Below are 17048 nucleotides of genomic sequence, written 5' to 3'. Positions count from 1 at the left end.
AATGGTATATTTAAATAAATTTAAATGAAGTGGGTGTTAAAATGGCTAGAGATAATTTCAAAGACGAGTTCGAAAAAAGTAAGCAACCTGTAGAGAGACAGGAAGAAGTAGGAAATGACGATTTAGTATTTGACGGAGAAGATTTTTCTAATGATACAGATTCAGCTGAATTTCCTAAACGCGGTGTATCAAGACGCAACCGTTCAGCTGATCGTCGACGTCGAGAAGAGTCAGTAGAAGAACCGGCTGACAACATCAAAGGTTCTAAAAAGAAACGCCGTCGTTCAGCCGCTGCAGGCACAGGTGCTGTTGCAGCAGGTGCAGCAGCAGACCATCATATTGAAGAACCAGCGCATACAGGTGAAGTAAAATCAGAAACATTTGTTGCAGGCTCAGGAGAACCAGTTGTCCATCATGAAGAAGAGAGAGAACATGAAGTAGAAGAAAAAGAAAAGAAAAATAGCTGGTTGCCTATTCTGGCAGGATTATTAATTCTGATTCCGATTCTATTCCTGTTATTCATGTTCTTAGGTAATCGTGATAATAAAGATGACCATAATGAAAAAGCAGTGACGACAGAAGAAGCAACTACAGAAAAAGCAACAACAGAAAAAGTAACTGAAGAAAAAACAACTGAGAAAGCAACAACAGAAGTACCTGCAACAGTGGAAGAAACAACAACAGAAGTACCTGCAACAGTGGAAGAAACAACAACAGAAGTACCTGCGACAGTAGAAGAAGCAACGACTGAAAAAACGACTCAAGCGACTACTGAAGCACCAGCAACAACAGAAGCACCTGCAGCGACAGGTGGCGGCACAACGCATACAGTAAACGCTAATGAAAACCTTTATAGAATTGCAATCCGTTATTACGGTAGCGGTACGCCGGCGAATGTCGACAAAATTCGTAAAGCAAATGGCATTTCAGGCAACAATCTGACAGTAGGTCAGGAGCTTGTTATTCCTAAATAAGAAAACATCAAAGGGGATGGATTTATGTATTTAAAAACGATTATGATTCCAAAAGAGAAATGTTATATTGCGAATCCAAATGATTCTGTAAAATCAGTCATTGATAAACTTGAACATCATGGTATAGATGGGATGCCTGTTGTCAGCGAAGGTGTTTATCATGGCACGGTTACTCGTTATAACATTTTCAGACACTATTTCTTCAAGAAAGATACACAGCCTCGTGAAGAATTTATCGAGAAAACTCAGATCAAGGACATTCTGGCTCTTGATGAATACAGCGTGACAGATGATTCGCTGTTTGAAGAATCATTCTTAAGCCTGCAAGATTTCCCGATTCTAAGCATTATTAACAAAAACAATGAGTTTTTAGGCGTAGTGACACGTTTTGATGTCATGGAACAGTTCAAGAGCGCGTTCGGTATGAACCAGTCTGGTACCCGAATTGCCATTACATCAATTGATGCAGAAGGTCGTATTAAACGTCTGGCACAGGCGCTGCAAAAATACAAACTCAATGCTATTTCTTTCGTGACGTTTGATGAAACAGACAAAATGCATCGACGAATGATTGTAAAAGTAGACGATAGAAATCAAAAAGATGTAGAAAAATTTACGAAGTATCTGGCTAAAAATGGATTTAAAGTGCTGGATGTTCAACAAGACTAACAGAGGGGCTCATATGAGCTCCTTTTTTTGAGAAAGGTGATCATTGTGCGTTATATAGAAAGTATTATTATTGGTGCAGGTCCTTGTGGTCTTTCTGCGGCAATTGAACAGAACCGTCAAGGAATAGAGACTCTGATTATAGAAAAAGGGAATGTAGTAGAAGCCATCTATAATTACCCGACACACCAGACATTCTTCTCGTCGAGTGACAAGCTCGGTATCGGTGACGTACCGTTTATCGTGGAAGAGCATAAACCACGTAGAAACCAGGCGCTCGTCTATTACCGAGAAGTGGTGAAACATCACAACCTTAATATCAATACACGTGAAGAAGTACTGTCGGTGACGAAAGAAGATGATACATTCACAGTGAAAACTTCTAAAGACAATTACACATGCACCTATTTAACAGTGGCGACCGGCTACTACGGGCAGCATAATAAACTCGATGTACCTGGTGCAGAGCTAGAGAAAGTTCATCATTATTTTAAGGAGGCACATCCTTTCTTCGATAAGAAAGTCCTGATTATCGGTGGGAAAAATTCAGCAGTGGATGCTGCCATAGAACTGGAGAAAGCGGGAGCTGACGTTACCGTTATTTATCGTGGCAGCGAATACTCCAAAAGTGTTAAACCTTGGATTCTGCCTATCTTTGACGGGCTGGTCAGAAGTGAGAAGATCAAGATGTATTTCAATGCAAACTTAAACGAAATCACTGAAGATACCGTTACATTTAGTGTGGACGGTGTGGCTCAGACGATTCAGAATGATGATGTATTCGCAATGATCGGCTATCATCCTGATTATGATTTCCTTCAGGCGATGGGGATGGAACTTGTGACCAATGAATACGGTACAGCACCAAAATACCATGCTGAGACGATGGAGACGAATATCAGCAATCTTTATATCGCAGGGGTTATCGCAGCAGGCAATGATGCCAATTCCATTTTCATTGAAAATGGAAAGTTTCATGGCGGCTTGATCGCAGAGGATATCAAAAATAAAAAAGAGGCATAAGCCTCTTTTTTATTTGCGGAAATAAGTATTTAAATCTTCTTTTTTAAGATGGTTGCTTAATCCGACTATCAGTTTCAGTCTTGCCTTCTGGCCATTTAAACCATTCGAGAAGATAACGCCCTTCTTCTCCAGTTCATAGCCGCCACCCTCGTAGTCATAGTTATTGCTGACGATACCGTTGAAACAACGGGAGACAAGCACGACAGGGATGTCTGCTGCTAAAAGCTGATCCAGGCCGGCAAGCGACGACGGAGGCAGATTGCCCTGTCCTAAAGCTTCGATGACCACCCCGTCATAATCATGGGTCATAAAGAACTCCAGCAGTTCAGCGTCTAAATCACTATGAGCTGTAATCAGGCCGACTTTGACTGTTTCATCTACTTTGACGAGTGGACGATTGACAACAGGCAGGTGATGATAATAAATCGTATTCTTGGTGATGATGCCAAGTGGTCCATAGTTCGGACTCTGGAATGTACTTGTATTAGATGTATGTGTTTTAGTGACGTTCATGGCACTATGGATTTCATCGTTGAAGACGACAAGCACTCCTTTGCCTTTGGACTGTTCATCACAGGCCGTTCTGATTGCGGCGATATAGTTGTAGAGTCCATCTGTACCGATTTCATTGGATGAACGCATAGCGCCCGTCAGAATGACTGGAATACTGACATTCAGCGTTAAGTCCAGGAAAAAGGCTGTTTCCTCAAGTGTATCAGTACCGTGCGTGATAACGATGCCTTCATAATTATCTGTATTGATCTGCTCGATGATCAGTTTTCTGAGCGTATTCATATGATGGAGAGTCATATGCGGAGAAGGGACCTGGAATGGATTCAGTTCAGTGATATCTGCAAGAGATTCAACAGATGCGAGACCTGAAACAGGATTGATTTCATTGGTGATGACCTGTCCATCTGAATTCTCAGACATGCTGATAGTGCCACCGGTATGTATAACGAGAAGTTTTTTCATATGTGCCTCCTTTATCCTTCTATGATAAAATATTAATGATAAAACAACAAGGCAGGTAAGAATGATGAAAAAAATTAATATTGCGATAGATGGACCAGCAGCAGCAGGTAAAAGTACGATTGCTAAAAAAGTAGCAGCTGCACTCGATATGGTTTATGTAGATACAGGTGCCATGTACCGCGCCATTACATTAGCTTACTTAAAATCAGATGACAAAGATTTTGAGCGTTTGTTGCAGGATATTGACATACGCCTTGTAGCAGATAACGGGCAGCGTGTACTGCTCTCCGGTGAAGATATCACAGAACGTATTCGTGAAAATGATATTACAGAGAATGTCTCTTATGTCGCTAGTCAGGGTGCTGTACGCAGCTTTTTAGTGGAACTGCAGCAGCAGATGACACGCGATAAAGGGGTCGTCATGGATGGCCGTGATATCGGGACGACTGTTATTCCGGATGCAGAGCTGAAGATCTATATGGTCGCGTCTGTTGAAGAACGAGCGAACAGAAGACAGCTTGATAACGAAGCTCGTGGCATTGAAAGTACAGTAGAACAACTCAAAGAAGATATTGCTCATCGCGATCATCTGGATATGACAAGAGAGATCTCACCGCTTACTCAGGCAGGAGATGCAATTGAAATAGACACGACAGGACGTTCTATTGAAGACGTAACGGCAATTATTTTAAAACTTGCGTCAGATAAATTGGAATAAAGACGATTTTCTTGACTTTTTTAGGGTAATATAAGAACGTTAGATAAAGAGCTTTTATATTTTAGGAGGATAAGACTATGACAGAAGAATTCAACGAAAACATGATTACAGAAATTCAAGAAGGCGATAAAGTTAAAGGTACGGTTCAAAAGATCGAAGATAAACACGTGATCGTATTCATTGAAGGTGCTAAATTTGACGGAATTATTCCGATCAGCCAGTTAACAAGTCTTCATATCGATAAAGCAGAAGAAGCTGTTTCTGTTGGAGATGAAATTGAAGCATTCGTAACGAAGATTGAAGATAAAGAAGAGGATGGTCATTACATCCTGTCTAAACGTCAATTAGATGAATCACAATCTTTCGAGAGCCTGAAAGAAAAATTCGAAAATAACGAAACAATCGAAGCTGAAGTTAAAGAAGTCGTTAAGGGCGGTTTAGTAGTAGATGTCGGCCTTCGTGGTTTCATCCCTGCTTCTCTTATTTCAACAGAATACATCGAAGACTTCTCTGATTATCAAGGTCGCCAGTTAACACTTAAAATTGAAGAGCTTGATCAGGAGAAAAATCGTGTGATTTTAAATCACCGTGCAATCGAAGAAGAAGAAAACAAAGCGAAACGTGCTGAAACACTTCAAAACCTTGAAGTAGGTTCAATTGTTGACGGTAAAGTCGCACGTATCACAAGCTTCGGTGCTTTCGTTAACATCGGTGGTGTAGACGGATTAGTCCACATCTCACAAATCACTCATGACCGTCTTGAGAAAGTAGAAGACGCGCTTGAAATCGGTCAGGAAGTTAAAGTTAAAATCTTAGACATCAACAAACAAGATGAGCGTATCGCTTTATCTATTAAAGCAACTGAAGAGCAAGGTCAAGACTTTGACGCTTCATATTTAGATACAAGCTCAAACGACGATGCACCAACACTTGGTGACGTTTTCGCTGATAAATTCAAAGACTTAAAATTATAAGATTGACTCTTAAAGTAACGCTTCGGCGTTACTTTTTTTGATTATGAGAAAAAATCAAGGTGTGTTAAAATAGGAAAGATCATATATTGAGAGGAAGAAAAAAGTGACTAAACCAACTATAGCAATCGTCGGCCGCGCAAATGTCGGTAAATCGACGATATTTAATAGAATTATTGGAGAACGGGTATCAATCGTTGAAGATACACCGGGTGTGACGCGTGACCGTATTTATTCAAGCGGCGAATGGCTGACACATGAATTTAACATCATCGATACAGGTGGGATTGAGCTGGGTGATGAGCCATTTCAGGAACAGATTCGTGCACAGGCGGAAATCGCCATTGACGAAGCAGATGTCATTATTTTTATGGTGAATGGGCGCGATGGTATTACGAATGAAGATGATTTCGTCGCGAAGCTGCTGTTTAAATCCAGCAAGCCTGTTGTGCTTGCGGTCAACAAAATTGATAATCCAGAGATGCGTGCTGATATTTATGAATTCTATTCACTCGGATTCGGCGATCCATTCCCGATTTCAGGCTCACATGGTCTCGGTATCGGTGACCTTCTGGACGAAGCAAGTAAGCATTTCCCTGAAGAAGCAGAAGATGAATATGATGACAATGTCATCAAGTTCAGTCTGATCGGCCGTCCAAACGTCGGCAAATCAAGCTTGATCAACAGTATTTTAGGTGAAGAACGTGTTATCGTGTCGAATATTGCGGGTACGACGCGTGATGCCATTGATACGGTATACAGCTATGATGACCAGGACTATGTCATGATTGATACTGCAGGTATGCGTAAAAAGGGCAAGGTCTATGAATCAACAGAGCGCTATTCAGTACTGCGCGCCTTACGTGCTATTGAACGTTCAAATGTAGTGCTCGTAGTCATTGATGCAGAAGAAGGTATTATTGAGCAGGATAAGAAGATCGCTGGTTATGCTCATGAAGCAGGTAAAGCAGTCATCATCGTTGTCAATAAATGGGATACTGTTGAGAAAGACTCTAAGACGATGAAGAAATTTGAAGACAATATCCGTGCGCACTTCCAGTTCCTTGATTATGCGCCGATCGCATTTGTTTCAGCACTGAAAGATCAACGTCTGAAAACACTGTTCCCGCTGATCAATATGGCGAGTGAGAACCATAAGAAACGTGTTCAGAGCAGTACGCTTAATGAAGTCATCACAGATGCGGTGGCAATGAATCCGACACCGACTGATAACGGCAGCCGTCTGAATATTTTCTATACGACGCAAGTTGCGATTGAGCCGCCGACATTTGTGGTCTTTGTCAATGATGTAGAAATGATGCATTTCTCATATCAGCGTTTCCTGGAAAACAGAATTCGTGATGCGTTTGGATTTGAAGGGACGCCTATTCATCTGATTACTCGAAAACGTAACTAGGAGGTTATTTCATGACAGCAATTACGGTACTAGGGACTGGAAGCTGGGGCACAGCGCTTGCAAATGTGCTTCTGGACAATCATCATGATGTCCTGATGTGGGGCAGAGATGACAAAACCATTAAAGCACTGACAGAAGAAAAGATGAATCCAGGCTATTTACCGGGTATACGTTTAAATGATGGCATGAAAGCTACGACTGACTTAAGTGCTGCGCTTGCACATGCCACTATTTTAATAGCAGCTGTACCGACAAAAGCGATGCGTGATGTCTGTCAGCAGGTCAATGCAATTGTGCGTGACAAGAAAACGGTCATACACGTCTCAAAAGGTCTGGAACCAAAGACTTTCAAGCGGATTTCTGAAATTATTGAAGAAGAGATCGATGCAGATAAACTGCAGGGTGTGGGAGTACTTAGTGGTCCGAGTCATGCCGAAGAAGTGGCGACACGCCAGCCGACTACTGTCGCGATAGCTTCATCAGATGATAGTATTAGAAAGCTCGGTCAGGATTTATTCATGTGTGATTATTTTAGAGTGTATACGAATGATGATCTGGTCGGAGTTGAAATAGGCGGTGCACTTAAAAATATCATCGCGCTTGCTGCGGGTCTGAGTGACGGTATAGGTTACGGAGATAATGCTAAAGCAGCTCTTATGACCAGGGGACTCGCTGAAATTACCCGTCTTGGCGTCAAGATGGGTGCTGATCCGATGACTTATCTCGGTATGGCAGGTCTCGGTGACTTAATTGTGACTTGTACATCTGTCCATTCGCGTAACTGGCGCTGTGGTGAAATGCTGGGTAAAGGTAAGTCGCTCGAAGAAGCACTTGATCAGATGGGCATGGTTGTAGAAGGTGTCAGAACCACTCAGGCGGCATACGAGATGGCTGCTGCCTATGAAGTAGACATGCCGATTACCGGTGCGCTTTATGATGTACTGTTTAACAAAGGTCCAGTGGAAGAAAACGTCAGAGCACTGATGAGCCGTCAAAAAACAAATGAATAGGTGAAATAAATGTTTAATATTACAAGAATGGATTTAATGTGGGTCTCTTTTTATTCATTAGGACTCATGATGCTGGCTATGGTGCTGATATATTTAGCACGTTTTAAAGTGAAGAATAGAGCGTTATCAATTACGCTTTCTATTCTGGCATATGGTTCACTGCTTCTCAGTGGGCTGCTGATGATTATTGTCTTAGGTGGCTCCAGTCATGCTTAAACGAGTGCTGATGTTAGTGGTTCCAGTCTTCTTTCTATCAGGATGTTTCTATCCAAATGTCGAGAAAGCGGAGAATCAGGTCGCGCCTTTGGACCAGCTCAATATGGTACAGACGGCAGTTGATCAGTACCGACAGGATAACAGTGGTCTATTGCCTTTAAAGGACCGTGACCAGTCTTATGACCAGTATGTTAAGCATCCTGTTGACTTCGGTAAACTCCAGCCTCGTTATATATCAGAACTGCCTGGCTCATCCTTTGAAAAAGGTGGTTATTATCAATATGTCATGATGGACGTGGACAAAAATCCGACAGTGAAACTTGTCGATCTTCGCAATGCTGAAGTGCTAAAAGACTTAAGAATCAGGTTGAATATTCAGGATAGAACACTCGCACTTGATAAAAAAGTAGGACCGAATGTCTATAAGATTGCTTACAAAAAGTATGGCCTGGATGAGTATCCGACTGTCAACAGTCCTTATAGTGGTGAGGCGCTTCCTGTTTATATCAACGGCGGCAATGACTTTATCATTGATTACACGCAGGATTTAGGTAAAGTCATCAGCGAGAAAAAGCTGAAGTTAAAGCAGGGAGAAGACATTCGTTACATTTTATACAAAGACTCACCTATACTGCCGGCATACAGTGTGCCTTATACGGTGAACGAGAAAAACGAACCTATCTTTAAATCGAACGCTAATCCTGATAAAAAATGATGAAACAGGACATAAAACGTTGCAGTATCAACGTTTTGTGTGTTAAAGTCATAACAGAATGATATTCATTTATCATTACATAACCTTAGGGGAGGTGAATTGACATGAATAAAACAGACTTAATCAATGCAGTTTCTGAGAGTGCTAACTTAACTAAAAAAGAAGCAGGTCTTGCTGTTGATGCTGTTTTTGAATCAATTCAAAAATCTTTATCAAACGGAGATAAGGTTCAACTGATTGGTTTCGGTAACTTTGAAGTTCGTGAACGTGCTGCTCGTAAGGGTCGTAACCCACAAACTGGTAAAGAAATCGATATTCCTGCAAGCAAAGTTCCTGCATTCAAAGCAGGTAAAGCATTAAAAGACGCAGTGAAATAATGAGATTTAAAAGAAAGCCCTGTATCAGGGCTTTTTTTCTTGAGTTTTTTTCTTTATTAGCGCCTGTTTTAAGTTATAATGGAGTATAACGTTTGGGAGGCTGCAGGATGGATTTTTACACACAGTACAAAGAGGACAACTTAAAACTGGAAAGACGCTATCCTCTCTATCGCTGTCCGGCAGCGAATGCTGATCTCGTCAGTATTCTGACTCGACTTTCCATCGCAGACAATATCAAGAAAAGTATACTGGCTATTGATTCTGCAATGCGACTCGGTAGAAAAGTAGACAATCATAATAAAGCACATACCATACTCGCAACTGATCTGCTGAGTGCACAGTTTTATCATTATAACGCTGAACATTTTGATCAGACCACTTTCAGAAAACTGACGGAATGTGTGAAACGCTATAATCTTCTGATGTCGGCTTATGACACGTCACAGGATGATGCGTTAATACCTGAAATAGAAGCTGTATTTGTTCTGCCTTTTGTTTCAATAGATGATCCAACTGTCCAGCAGCTGATCAATCACTCTGAACTCTATACTAAATAAAGTAGGTGCCCTATGACTAACAATGAAATGCCTCGCACACCAGAAGAGAAAACAGAACTCGTTCATGGTGTCTTTGAAAATATATCAACTCGTTATGACCGTCTTAACGATATCATCAGTTTTAACCAGCATAAGCGCTGGAGAAAAAAAGTAATGAAACGTATGCAGGTTAGTCGCGGTGCACAGGCACTTGATGTCTGCTGCGGAACTGCAGACTGGACGATTCAGCTTGCTCAGGCAGTCGGCAAATCAGGACACGTGACTGGACTTGACTTCAGTGCCAATATGCTTGAAGTTGGCAAACAGAAGACAGCTGCTTACGATAATGTGAATCTTGTGCTCGGTAATGCGATGGAACTGCCATTTGAAGATAATACGTTTGATTACGTGACAATCGGTTTCGGTCTGCGGAATGTGCCTGACTATTCAAAGGCGATTGAAGAGATGTACCGTGTCCTAAAACCCGGTGGTATGGTCGTATGTCTGGAAACGAGTCAGCCGACACTGCCAGGATTTAAACAAGGTTATGAAGCGTATTTCAAATATGTGATGCCGCAGTTTGGTAAAGTTTTTGCTAAGTCGATGAAAGAATACAGCTGGTTACAGCAATCAGCTTTTAATTTCCCGGATCGCTACGCTCTGGCAAAATTATTTGCAGCGGCAGGATTTGAGAAAGTTGAATTTAAAGGTTTCACAGGAGGCGTGAGCGCTATGCATCTCGCCTATAAACCACAATAAGGATGAGCTTATATGTTAAAGGGGCAAATTAAAGAGGTTGAAGCGATTATTAATGACATCGTCAGCCGGGATGAATCGAGAATCAATGCGGCAAGCGCGCATATCCTGTCATCAGGCGGCAAGAGAATACGTCCTTATTTTGTCCTGCTGTCAGGTAGTTTCGGTCAAAATCGACATGTTGAACTGATTAAGACAGCTGCTGCACTTGAAATCGTGCATATGGCAAGTCTTGTTCATGATGACTATATTGATAATAGCTCTAAAAGACGGGGAAAAGATGCGATTCATGAAGTGTGGGATGGCCAGACTTCTGTCCAGACAGGTCATTACCTGCTTGCTTCTGCACTGCAGCTTATCTCTGATATAGACAACACTGATTTTCATCAGTACTTCTCAGATATCATACTCGAAGTGTGTTACGGAGAGTTTGATCAGTTATATGACCGCTATGATTCAGCCGTCAGTCTGACAGAATATTTGAGACGGATTAATCGTAAGACAGCTGTTCTGATAGAGGCAAGCTGTAAATTAGGTGCGATGAGTACAGACACCGATGCACAGACCGTCTTCCATCTAGCTAAATTTGGTCACTTTATGGGCATGAGCTATCAGATTATTGATGACATACTTGATTACACCAGCTCTGAAGAGGTGCTCGGTAAACCTGTGGGCAGCGACATCAGGAATGGTCATGTGACATTGCCGTTGATGTTCGCAGCTGAAGACGCTGCAGTCAAAAAAGAACTGAACCGTTTGTCAGCAGGTCAGACTGATGAATATTTCAATCAGCTGATTGACTATGTTAAGAAGAAGGGAATAGAGCCTGCTTCTACTGTCAGTAGAAAATATGCTGAAAAAGCAAAGTTTCATTTACTTCAGTTACCTGAGAGTGATGACCGTCAGCAGATGGAAGAACTGCTCGCTAAAATGACAAAAAGAATATTTTGATAATTGAAAGAAATCGTTTTCAATGGTACACTATCTATGGTTTTATAAAAAAACAAAGGGTGGGTATTTTTCATGGAAAGAACTTTTTTAATGATTAAACCAGACGGCGTCGGTCGTAACTTAATCGGACCAATTGTCAGCCGTATCGAAAACAAAGGACTTAAAATTGTAGGTGCTAAATTAATGACTGTGTCAGAAGACTTAGCTAAAACGCACTACGGCGAACATAGCGAGCGTCCTTTCTTTGGTGAACTGGTTGAGTTCATCACTTCTGGACCGGTTTTCGCGATGGTGCTTGAAGGGGAAAACGTTGTTGAAATCGGCCGTACTTTAGTCGGTAAAACGAATCCGGCAGAATCAGCTCCTGGCACAATCCGTGGAGATTACGGTATGACAGTGGGTAAAAATATTATCCATGGTTCAGACTCAGTGGCTTCTGCAGAGAAAGAAATCGCACTCTGGTTTAAAGAAGACGAAATTATTGATTATTCATTAGTAAATGCAGCCTGGGTTTACTAATTTAAAAGTCGTGTCAGTGATGACACGGCTTTTTTTGTGCTAAAATATAGTTATTTACAGGAGGAAGATTATGTTGCGATTTTTGACAGCAGGTGAGTCTCATGGACCGCAGCTCACCGTTATTATAGAAGGATTACCGGCTGGTCTTGAACTGACAGGAGACGCCATCACTCAGGAGCTGTTTAAACGTCAAGGTGGTTACGGCCGTGGTCGACGTATGCAGATTGAGAAGGATACCGTTGAAATTATGTCGGGTGTCAGACATGGTTTAACACTGGGCAGTCCGGTCACACTGATTGTTAAAAATGACGACCACAAGCACTGGCTGAATATTATGGGCGTTGAACCGATTGAACAGAGCGCGCAAGAAGAAATGAAACGTGTCATCACTAAGCCGAGACCAGGACATGCTGATCTTGTCGGCGGTATGAAATATAACCACCGTGATCTGCGAAATGTACTGGAGCGTTCAAGTGCCAGAGAGACTGCTGCTCGTGTAGCAGTGGGAGCGGTCTGTAAGATCTTACTTCAGCAGCTGGATATCGAAATTTTCAGTCGCGTGAAATCAATTGGCGGAGTCAGAGATGAGGGCACTTATTCTATCGAGCAAATTAAAAGTAAAAATGATTCCAACGATGTCAGAGTAATCAATGATGCTCTCGCTCAGGGCATGCGTGACCGTATAGATGCGGCTAAAAAAGCGGGTGACTCTCTCGGCGGTGAAGTAGAGGTTACAGTCGTGAATGCACCCCCTGGACTTGGCAGCTATGTTCACTTTGACCGTAAACTGGACGGTCGCATCGCACAAAGCGTCATCAGCATCAATGCGTTTAAAGGCGTGTCATTTGGAGAAGGATTTAAGATGGCAGATATGCCAGGCAGCGAAGTTCAGGATGCTATTATGTTTGATGAACATGGATACTCAAGATTATCCAATCATCTGGGTGGACTAGAAGGCGGCATGACGAACGGGATGCCTATTGTAGTCAATGCGGTAATGAAGCCGATTCCCACGCTTTATAAGCCGCTCCAGTCAGTTGATATTGAAACGAAAGAAAGCTATCAGGCAAGTATAGAGCGTTCTGACAGCTGTGCGGTGCCGGCTGCATCGATTGTCTGTGAACATGCTGTCGCGTATGAAATTGCTCGAGCTGTTTTAGAAGAATTCCAGTCGAACTATATGGAACAGTTAACCGAGCAGATAACAGCACATAGAGAAAGAGTGAGACAATTTTAATGGAACTCTCTACACATTATGCGTCTGACAATTACAAAGTTAATGTCGAACATGGCGCGCTTAAGAAACTAGATACGTCCTCTTACGATAAAGTCATCGCTATTATCGATGATCAAGTTCTGGCATTGCACCGGGAACGTCTTGAATGCATCACTTCTCTATCAACCGTCTATCAAGTAACAGCAGGGGAAAAGTTAAAAACGCTGACTGAATACAGTAAGACGATTAATGAGATTATTGAAAATGGCGTGACGAGGAAATCCGTCATTGTGGCTATCGGTGGGGGCAGTGTCGGAGATTTCGCCGGCTTTATTGCAGCTACTATTCTGAGAGGCATTGATTTTATTCAAGTACCGACCACTATTCTGGCTCATGATTCCGCTATTGGCGGCAAAGTCGGTATCAATGCCGAGAGCGGCAAAAATCTGATCGGTGCATTTAAGCGACCGAAAGCCGTCGTATACGATCTTGATTTTTTAACAACCTTACCTGACGCGGAAAAGCTGAGCGGGTTTGGAGAAATCATCAAACATGCCTTACTTGATTCACCGGAGACGGTACAATTGCTGCAGCAGGACTTTGCTGATAAAAGTAAGCTCGCTGACTTAGATTCCATCGATTACTGGCTGATAAAAGGTATGGCGCAGAAACTGAAAGTAGTAGAGGCAGATGAACATGAAGCGGGGCTCAGAAAAGTACTGAACCTTGGCCATACGTTTGGTCATGCAGTGGAATTCACGCATCACATTCCGCATGGCCAGGCAGTGATGCATGGTCTTCTGCTGACAGCTCTTCTGTCAGATATGGATATCAGACCGTTAAAAGACTGGTTCAGACGTCTAGGATTGACGCCTGTTCGTTACCTGCCATTTGAAAACTATTATCAGCTGATGCTGAAGGATAAAAAAAATCAGGACGGTACTATCCAGTTTGTTTTGATGGATCAGCGTATACAAGCCATTTCAAAAGAACGATTACTTCATGCATTTAATCAGTTAGGAGCATACGATGCATATTAATTTGACTGGACCTCTTAAAGGTCAGACACATGTGCCCGGCGATAAATCGATGACCCATCGCGCTGTTATTTTCAGCTCTATTGCGGCGGGTCGCTCTATCATTGAAGGCGCACTGCTGGGAGAAGATTGTATGAGTACAATCAATATTTTCAGGCAGTTAGGCGTTACGATTGAAATTTCGGGAAACACAGTGACGGTTGATTCGCCAGGATTTAAGCAATTTACTGAACCTTCACAAGTGCTGGACACCGGTAATTCAGGCACAACGACAAGACTACTGGCAGGTCTTCTGACCGGTCTGCCGTTTCGGACAGTACTGTCAGGCGATGCTTCTATTGGACGTCGACCGATGAAACGTGTCATTGCACCTCTTAAAGAGATGAACGCGCAAATTTCAGGCAGCTATCATGACACCAGAACGCCTCTCATCATTGAACCTGCAGATATTACAGGTATTCATTATGCGATGCCGGTTGCAAGTGCTCAAGTAAAGTCAGCTATACTCTTGGCGGGGCTGCATGCGGCAGGTGACGTGACCATCATTGAAAAGACTGCTTCCAGAAATCATACAGAAACCATGCTGCCCTTATACGGGGTAGAGCTTGAAACGGGAGAAACAATTAAACTACCAGCACGAGGTATTGAACATTTAAAGCCTTTTGATTTTAAAGTACCGGGTGATATCTCCTCAGCTGCCTTTTTGATGGTAGCAGCCCTTATTACTCCAGGTAGTGCAGTCACATTGCACCGCGTAGGCGTCAATCCGACAAGAGACGGTATTATTGAAGTCATCAAGCTGATGGGAGGCGATATCAGTGTTATCGATCAGACTGATGAAGGCGAACCGGTCGCGATGATTGAAGTACGCTATACGCCTGACCTTAAACCTGTCACACTTGAAGGCGATCTGATTCCACGTTTAATAGATGAAGTTCCGATTATCGCCTTACTCATGACACAGGCGAACGGTACAAGTGTCATTCGTGACGCCGAAGAACTGAAGGTAAAAGAGACGAACCGGATTGATACAGTGGTGAGCGAACTGAACAGACTAGGGTTTAATCTGTCGGCAACACCTGACGGGATGGAAATAGCACCAGGCAGAGAACAGGTGACGACGCGTGTCGATAGTCATGGTGATCATCGCATCGGCATGATGCTGGCCGTTGCCACCCTCATAACAGGTGAAGTAGAGATAGCTGATTTTGATAGTATCAATGTCTCTTTCCCTGGCTTTATGAAACAATTCGAGCAATTAGGAGTGAAAGAATGAATATATATGAACTGATTGATCAGATTCATCTGCAACATATTGAGAACCTGGACGACAATGTAAATCGTGCACTTGGTTCTGATGACCATGATGCCTTATTTATATTAGGAGAAACGCTTTATCAATATGGTCTTGTACCACAGGGTCTTAAAGTATTTGAACAGCTTTATCTGCTTTATCCGGATGAACAGGAACTGCTCGTCTACTATATAGAAGGATTAGTGGATGAAAACGATCTTGATAAAGCTCTTACAGTTCTGCACCAGTCGCCACTGACAACAGAACGTCTGCTGCTTGAAGCGGACCTCTATCAGCAGCAGGATATGCTTGAAGTGGCACTGCAGAAGCTGCGACAAGCAGAAGAACTTGCACCGGACGATTTAATCGTGTCATTTGCGCTCGGGGAGCTGCTTTACTATGATGGTGAGTATTTACAGGCCGCGCGCCGTTATGAACAGCTGTTATCAGCAGGTGAGACACATATTAACCGTGTCAATCTGACAAGCCGGTTAGCTGACTGCATGCTTCAGGCAGGTAACTACGAGGATGCTGAAAGCTATTATCAGTCGCTGAATGAAGAAGATATGACAAGTGACGATTTCTTTAAAAAAGCACTGGCACTTGAGAAAAATGATCACCTGCAGGATGCCGTGCAGGAGCTGACCACTTTAATAGACAAAGATCCTGACTATATGCAGGCTTATCTAGTTCTTGTCAACTTGCTTGAAGCGGAGCGCAGGTACGATGAAGCGATACTAGTCGGTAAAAAAGGGCTTCTGATCAATGAGTTCTTCAAAGAACTGATGGTGGATACTGCACGCATTATGTTAAGACAGAAAGATACAGAGGGTGAGCAGCTGCTGATTCAGGCACTGACCATTGATCCTTCTTATACAGAAGCGTCATTGCTGCTTGCAGATTATTATAAAGAAGAAGAAAAGTTTGAAGAGATGATTCAGCTCTTTTCAATGATTGATGAAGAAGAAATGGATCCAGTCGTTAAATGGACGCTTGCATACAGTTATCAGCAGCTGGAACGATACAAAGAAGCTCAGCATTTCTTCGAGGACGTGTATCCGGATCTGCAGGAAAATATAGATTATTTAAACGAGTATTACAGCTATCTTCTTGAAATCGGCCAGCAGGCTGACAAAGTAGAACAGCAGCTGATTAAACTAGATCCGAACTTTGAGCCTTATGGTCACTGATTTAGTAGAAGAACGTCGCGGTCTGCTCAAATATATTCTCTTTCAATATCATATTAGAAATAAAGAGACAGTCTGGGTGCTTAACTATCTGAAAGATCATCCTGTCATGGAGTACTGCCGGTTCAGTGCACCAGAGGAAGGACAGAATGGTCTGACACTAACATCAAGCTTTCAGCTGCTCTTCAACTACGACAATATGATATTGACGGAACCGGATGTCATCTTTAACCTTCTGAACCAAATCGAACAGCCATTTTATCTGTATATCACATTCAGAGATGATAAGATTAATCAGATGTATGAATACGAGTGGCTGCTTGAACAGATGGAGAAACAGCAGCTGCCAGACGAAGTGATCTTAACCGCCAGGATGAAAAGACAGATGACAGCGATGGTCGAAACAAGAATTGATTTAGCGCTGATCATGAATGAGAGATCAAATTTTGATTATTACAGCAAGCTACTTAAGAAACTGAAGGAGCGTTAA

Annotated in this window: 20 protein-coding genes; 19 read left to right on the top strand and 1 reads right to left on the bottom strand. The window is 42.5% G+C overall.

Translation table 11 applies throughout. The features are described from left to right. Nucleotides 1–41 precede the first annotated feature (41 nt). The 3 genes from ERX27_RS06115 to ERX27_RS06105 are packed head-to-tail and all read left to right on the top strand — an operon-like array spanning nucleotide 42 to nucleotide 2663. A complete protein-coding gene (locus ERX27_RS06115) occupies nucleotides 42–974 on the top strand; it encodes a LysM peptidoglycan-binding domain-containing protein (RefSeq protein WP_133431952.1) in 933 nt (310 codons plus the stop codon). A 24-nt stretch (nucleotides 975–998) separates the two neighbouring features. Continuing rightward, complete coding sequence (locus ERX27_RS06110) at nucleotides 999–1643, top strand: CBS domain-containing protein (protein ID WP_133431951.1); 645 nt, start codon at nucleotides 999–1001, stop codon at nucleotides 1641–1643. Nucleotides 1644–1688: 45 nt separating this feature from the next. Beyond that, entirely contained in the window at nucleotides 1689–2663 is a 975-nt protein-coding gene (locus ERX27_RS06105; RefSeq protein WP_133431950.1) for a YpdA family putative bacillithiol disulfide reductase, read from the top strand. A gap of 9 nt (nucleotides 2664–2672) precedes the next feature. Here ERX27_RS06105 and ERX27_RS06100 read toward each other — a convergent pair whose 3' ends face one another. Further along, nucleotides 2673–3638, bottom strand: a complete 966-nt coding sequence (locus ERX27_RS06100) for an asparaginase (protein WP_133431949.1) — start codon at nucleotides 3636–3638, stop codon at nucleotides 2673–2675. Nucleotides 3639–3702: 64 nt separating this feature from the next. Here ERX27_RS06100 and cmk point away from each other — a divergent pair, with 64 nt between their 5' ends. The 16 genes from cmk to ERX27_RS06020 all read left to right on the top strand — a co-directional run bounded on the left by cmk (nucleotide 3703) and on the right by ERX27_RS06020 (nucleotide 17048). Next, nucleotides 3703–4356, top strand: coding sequence for a (d)CMP kinase (gene cmk / locus ERX27_RS06095; protein WP_133431948.1), 654 nt, complete (start codon nucleotides 3703–3705; stop codon nucleotides 4354–4356). Nucleotides 4357–4433: 77 nt separating this feature from the next. Continuing rightward, entirely contained in the window at nucleotides 4434–5330 is an 897-nt protein-coding gene (locus tag ERX27_RS06090; RefSeq protein WP_133431947.1) for a S1 RNA-binding domain-containing protein, read from the top strand. Nucleotides 5331–5433: 103 nt separating this feature from the next. Beyond that, the gene (gene der, locus ERX27_RS06085; RefSeq protein ID WP_133431946.1) at nucleotides 5434–6744 is read left to right on the top strand and encodes a ribosome biogenesis GTPase Der; all 1311 of its coding nucleotides are present in this window, start codon (nucleotides 5434–5436) and stop codon (nucleotides 6742–6744) included. 11 nt (nucleotides 6745–6755) lie between these two features. Next, on the top strand, nucleotides 6756–7754 hold the full coding sequence (locus ERX27_RS06080) for an NAD(P)H-dependent glycerol-3-phosphate dehydrogenase (RefSeq protein WP_133431945.1): 999 nt from the start codon (nucleotides 6756–6758) through the stop codon (nucleotides 7752–7754). Between the two features lie 9 nt (nucleotides 7755–7763). Next, nucleotides 7764–7970, top strand: a complete 207-nt coding sequence (locus ERX27_RS06075) for a DUF2768 domain-containing protein (protein ID WP_133431944.1) — start codon at nucleotides 7764–7766, stop codon at nucleotides 7968–7970. Next, nucleotides 7963–8685 carry a hypothetical protein gene (locus ERX27_RS06070; RefSeq protein ID WP_165983106.1) on the top strand — a complete coding sequence of 241 codons (723 nt, stop codon included), beginning with the start codon at nucleotides 7963–7965 and terminating at the stop codon, nucleotides 8683–8685. Before ERX27_RS06075 ends, ERX27_RS06070 begins: the two co-directional genes overlap by 8 nt. A 104-nt stretch (nucleotides 8686–8789) precedes the next feature. Continuing rightward, on the top strand, nucleotides 8790–9062 hold the full coding sequence (locus ERX27_RS06065; RefSeq protein ID WP_133429068.1) for an HU family DNA-binding protein: 273 nt from the start codon (nucleotides 8790–8792) through the stop codon (nucleotides 9060–9062). Between the two features lie 107 nt (nucleotides 9063–9169). Then, the gene (locus tag ERX27_RS06060) at nucleotides 9170–9619 is read left to right on the top strand and encodes a hypothetical protein (RefSeq protein ID WP_133431942.1); all 450 of its coding nucleotides are present in this window, start codon (nucleotides 9170–9172) and stop codon (nucleotides 9617–9619) included. Nucleotides 9620–9631: 12 nt separating this feature from the next. Beyond that, on the top strand, nucleotides 9632–10357 hold the full coding sequence (locus tag ERX27_RS06055; protein ID WP_275422233.1) for a demethylmenaquinone methyltransferase: 726 nt from the start codon (nucleotides 9632–9634) through the stop codon (nucleotides 10355–10357). 12 nt (nucleotides 10358–10369) lie between these two features. Further along, the gene (gene hexs-b / locus ERX27_RS06050) at nucleotides 10370–11305 is read left to right on the top strand and encodes a hexaprenyl-diphosphate synthase large subunit (RefSeq protein ID WP_133431941.1); all 936 of its coding nucleotides are present in this window, start codon (nucleotides 10370–10372) and stop codon (nucleotides 11303–11305) included. Nucleotides 11306–11377: 72 nt separating this feature from the next. Continuing rightward, a complete protein-coding gene (gene ndk, locus ERX27_RS06045) occupies nucleotides 11378–11824 on the top strand; it encodes a nucleoside-diphosphate kinase (protein WP_133431940.1) in 447 nt (148 codons plus the stop codon). Nucleotides 11825–11897: 73 nt separating this feature from the next. Then, on the top strand, nucleotides 11898–13061 hold the full coding sequence (gene aroC, locus ERX27_RS06040) for a chorismate synthase (RefSeq protein WP_133432017.1): 1164 nt from the start codon (nucleotides 11898–11900) through the stop codon (nucleotides 13059–13061). Beyond that, nucleotides 13061–14080 (top strand): 3-dehydroquinate synthase, encoded by a 1020-nt coding sequence (locus tag ERX27_RS06035; RefSeq protein ID WP_133431939.1) that lies wholly within the window; start codon nucleotides 13061–13063, stop codon nucleotides 14078–14080. Before aroC ends, ERX27_RS06035 begins: the two co-directional genes overlap by 1 nt. Next, a complete protein-coding gene (gene aroA, locus ERX27_RS06030) occupies nucleotides 14070–15353 on the top strand; it encodes a 3-phosphoshikimate 1-carboxyvinyltransferase (RefSeq protein WP_133431938.1) in 1284 nt (427 codons plus the stop codon). The genes ERX27_RS06035 and aroA overlap by 11 nt, the downstream gene beginning before the upstream one ends. After that, nucleotides 15350–16561, top strand: a complete 1212-nt coding sequence (locus ERX27_RS06025; protein WP_133431937.1) for a tetratricopeptide repeat protein — start codon at nucleotides 15350–15352, stop codon at nucleotides 16559–16561. The genes aroA and ERX27_RS06025 overlap by 4 nt, the downstream gene beginning before the upstream one ends. Further along, nucleotides 16551–17048, top strand: coding sequence for a YpiB family protein (locus tag ERX27_RS06020; RefSeq protein WP_133431936.1), 498 nt, complete (start codon nucleotides 16551–16553; stop codon nucleotides 17046–17048). Before ERX27_RS06025 ends, ERX27_RS06020 begins: the two co-directional genes overlap by 11 nt.

The sequence above is a fragment of the Macrococcus brunensis genome (genome assembly GCF_004359615.1).
Classification (GTDB): domain Bacteria; phylum Bacillota; class Bacilli; order Staphylococcales; family Staphylococcaceae; genus Macrococcus; species Macrococcus brunensis.
Note: the sequence above shows the minus strand (reverse complement) of the source record. Positions and strands in the feature narration are given on the sequence as shown.

Excerpts from the sequence above, each read along its gene's own strand:
- ERX27_RS06025 (WP_133431937.1), top strand. The coding sequence starts at position 15,350 with ATGAATATATATGAACTGATTGATCAGATTCATCTGCAACATATTGAG.
- ERX27_RS06100 (WP_133431949.1), bottom strand. The coding sequence starts at position 3,638 with ATGAAAAAACTTCTCGTTATACATACCGGTGGCACTATCAGCATGTCT.
- hexs-b (WP_133431941.1), top strand. The coding sequence starts at position 10,370 with ATGTTAAAGGGGCAAATTAAAGAGGTTGAAGCGATTATTAATGACATC.
- ndk (WP_133431940.1), top strand. The coding sequence starts at position 11,378 with ATGGAAAGAACTTTTTTAATGATTAAACCAGACGGCGTCGGTCGTAAC.
- ERX27_RS06035 (WP_133431939.1), top strand. The coding sequence starts at position 13,061 with ATGGAACTCTCTACACATTATGCGTCTGACAATTACAAAGTTAATGTC.
- aroA (WP_133431938.1), top strand. The coding sequence starts at position 14,070 with ATGCATATTAATTTGACTGGACCTCTTAAAGGTCAGACACATGTGCCC.
- ERX27_RS06020 (WP_133431936.1), top strand. The coding sequence starts at position 16,551 with ATGGTCACTGATTTAGTAGAAGAACGTCGCGGTCTGCTCAAATATATT.
- ERX27_RS06060 (WP_133431942.1), top strand. The coding sequence starts at position 9,170 with ATGGATTTTTACACACAGTACAAAGAGGACAACTTAAAACTGGAAAGA.
- ERX27_RS06070 (WP_165983106.1), top strand. The coding sequence starts at position 7,963 with ATGCTTAAACGAGTGCTGATGTTAGTGGTTCCAGTCTTCTTTCTATCA.
- ERX27_RS06115 (WP_133431952.1), top strand. The coding sequence starts at position 42 with ATGGCTAGAGATAATTTCAAAGACGAGTTCGAAAAAAGTAAGCAACCT.
- ERX27_RS06065 (WP_133429068.1), top strand. The coding sequence starts at position 8,790 with ATGAATAAAACAGACTTAATCAATGCAGTTTCTGAGAGTGCTAACTTA.
- ERX27_RS06080 (WP_133431945.1), top strand. The coding sequence starts at position 6,756 with ATGACAGCAATTACGGTACTAGGGACTGGAAGCTGGGGCACAGCGCTT.
- ERX27_RS06055 (WP_275422233.1), top strand. The coding sequence starts at position 9,632 with ATGACTAACAATGAAATGCCTCGCACACCAGAAGAGAAAACAGAACTC.
- ERX27_RS06090 (WP_133431947.1), top strand. The coding sequence starts at position 4,434 with ATGACAGAAGAATTCAACGAAAACATGATTACAGAAATTCAAGAAGGC.
- ERX27_RS06075 (WP_133431944.1), top strand. The coding sequence starts at position 7,764 with ATGTTTAATATTACAAGAATGGATTTAATGTGGGTCTCTTTTTATTCA.
- ERX27_RS06110 (WP_133431951.1), top strand. The coding sequence starts at position 999 with ATGTATTTAAAAACGATTATGATTCCAAAAGAGAAATGTTATATTGCG.
- cmk (WP_133431948.1), top strand. The coding sequence starts at position 3,703 with ATGAAAAAAATTAATATTGCGATAGATGGACCAGCAGCAGCAGGTAAA.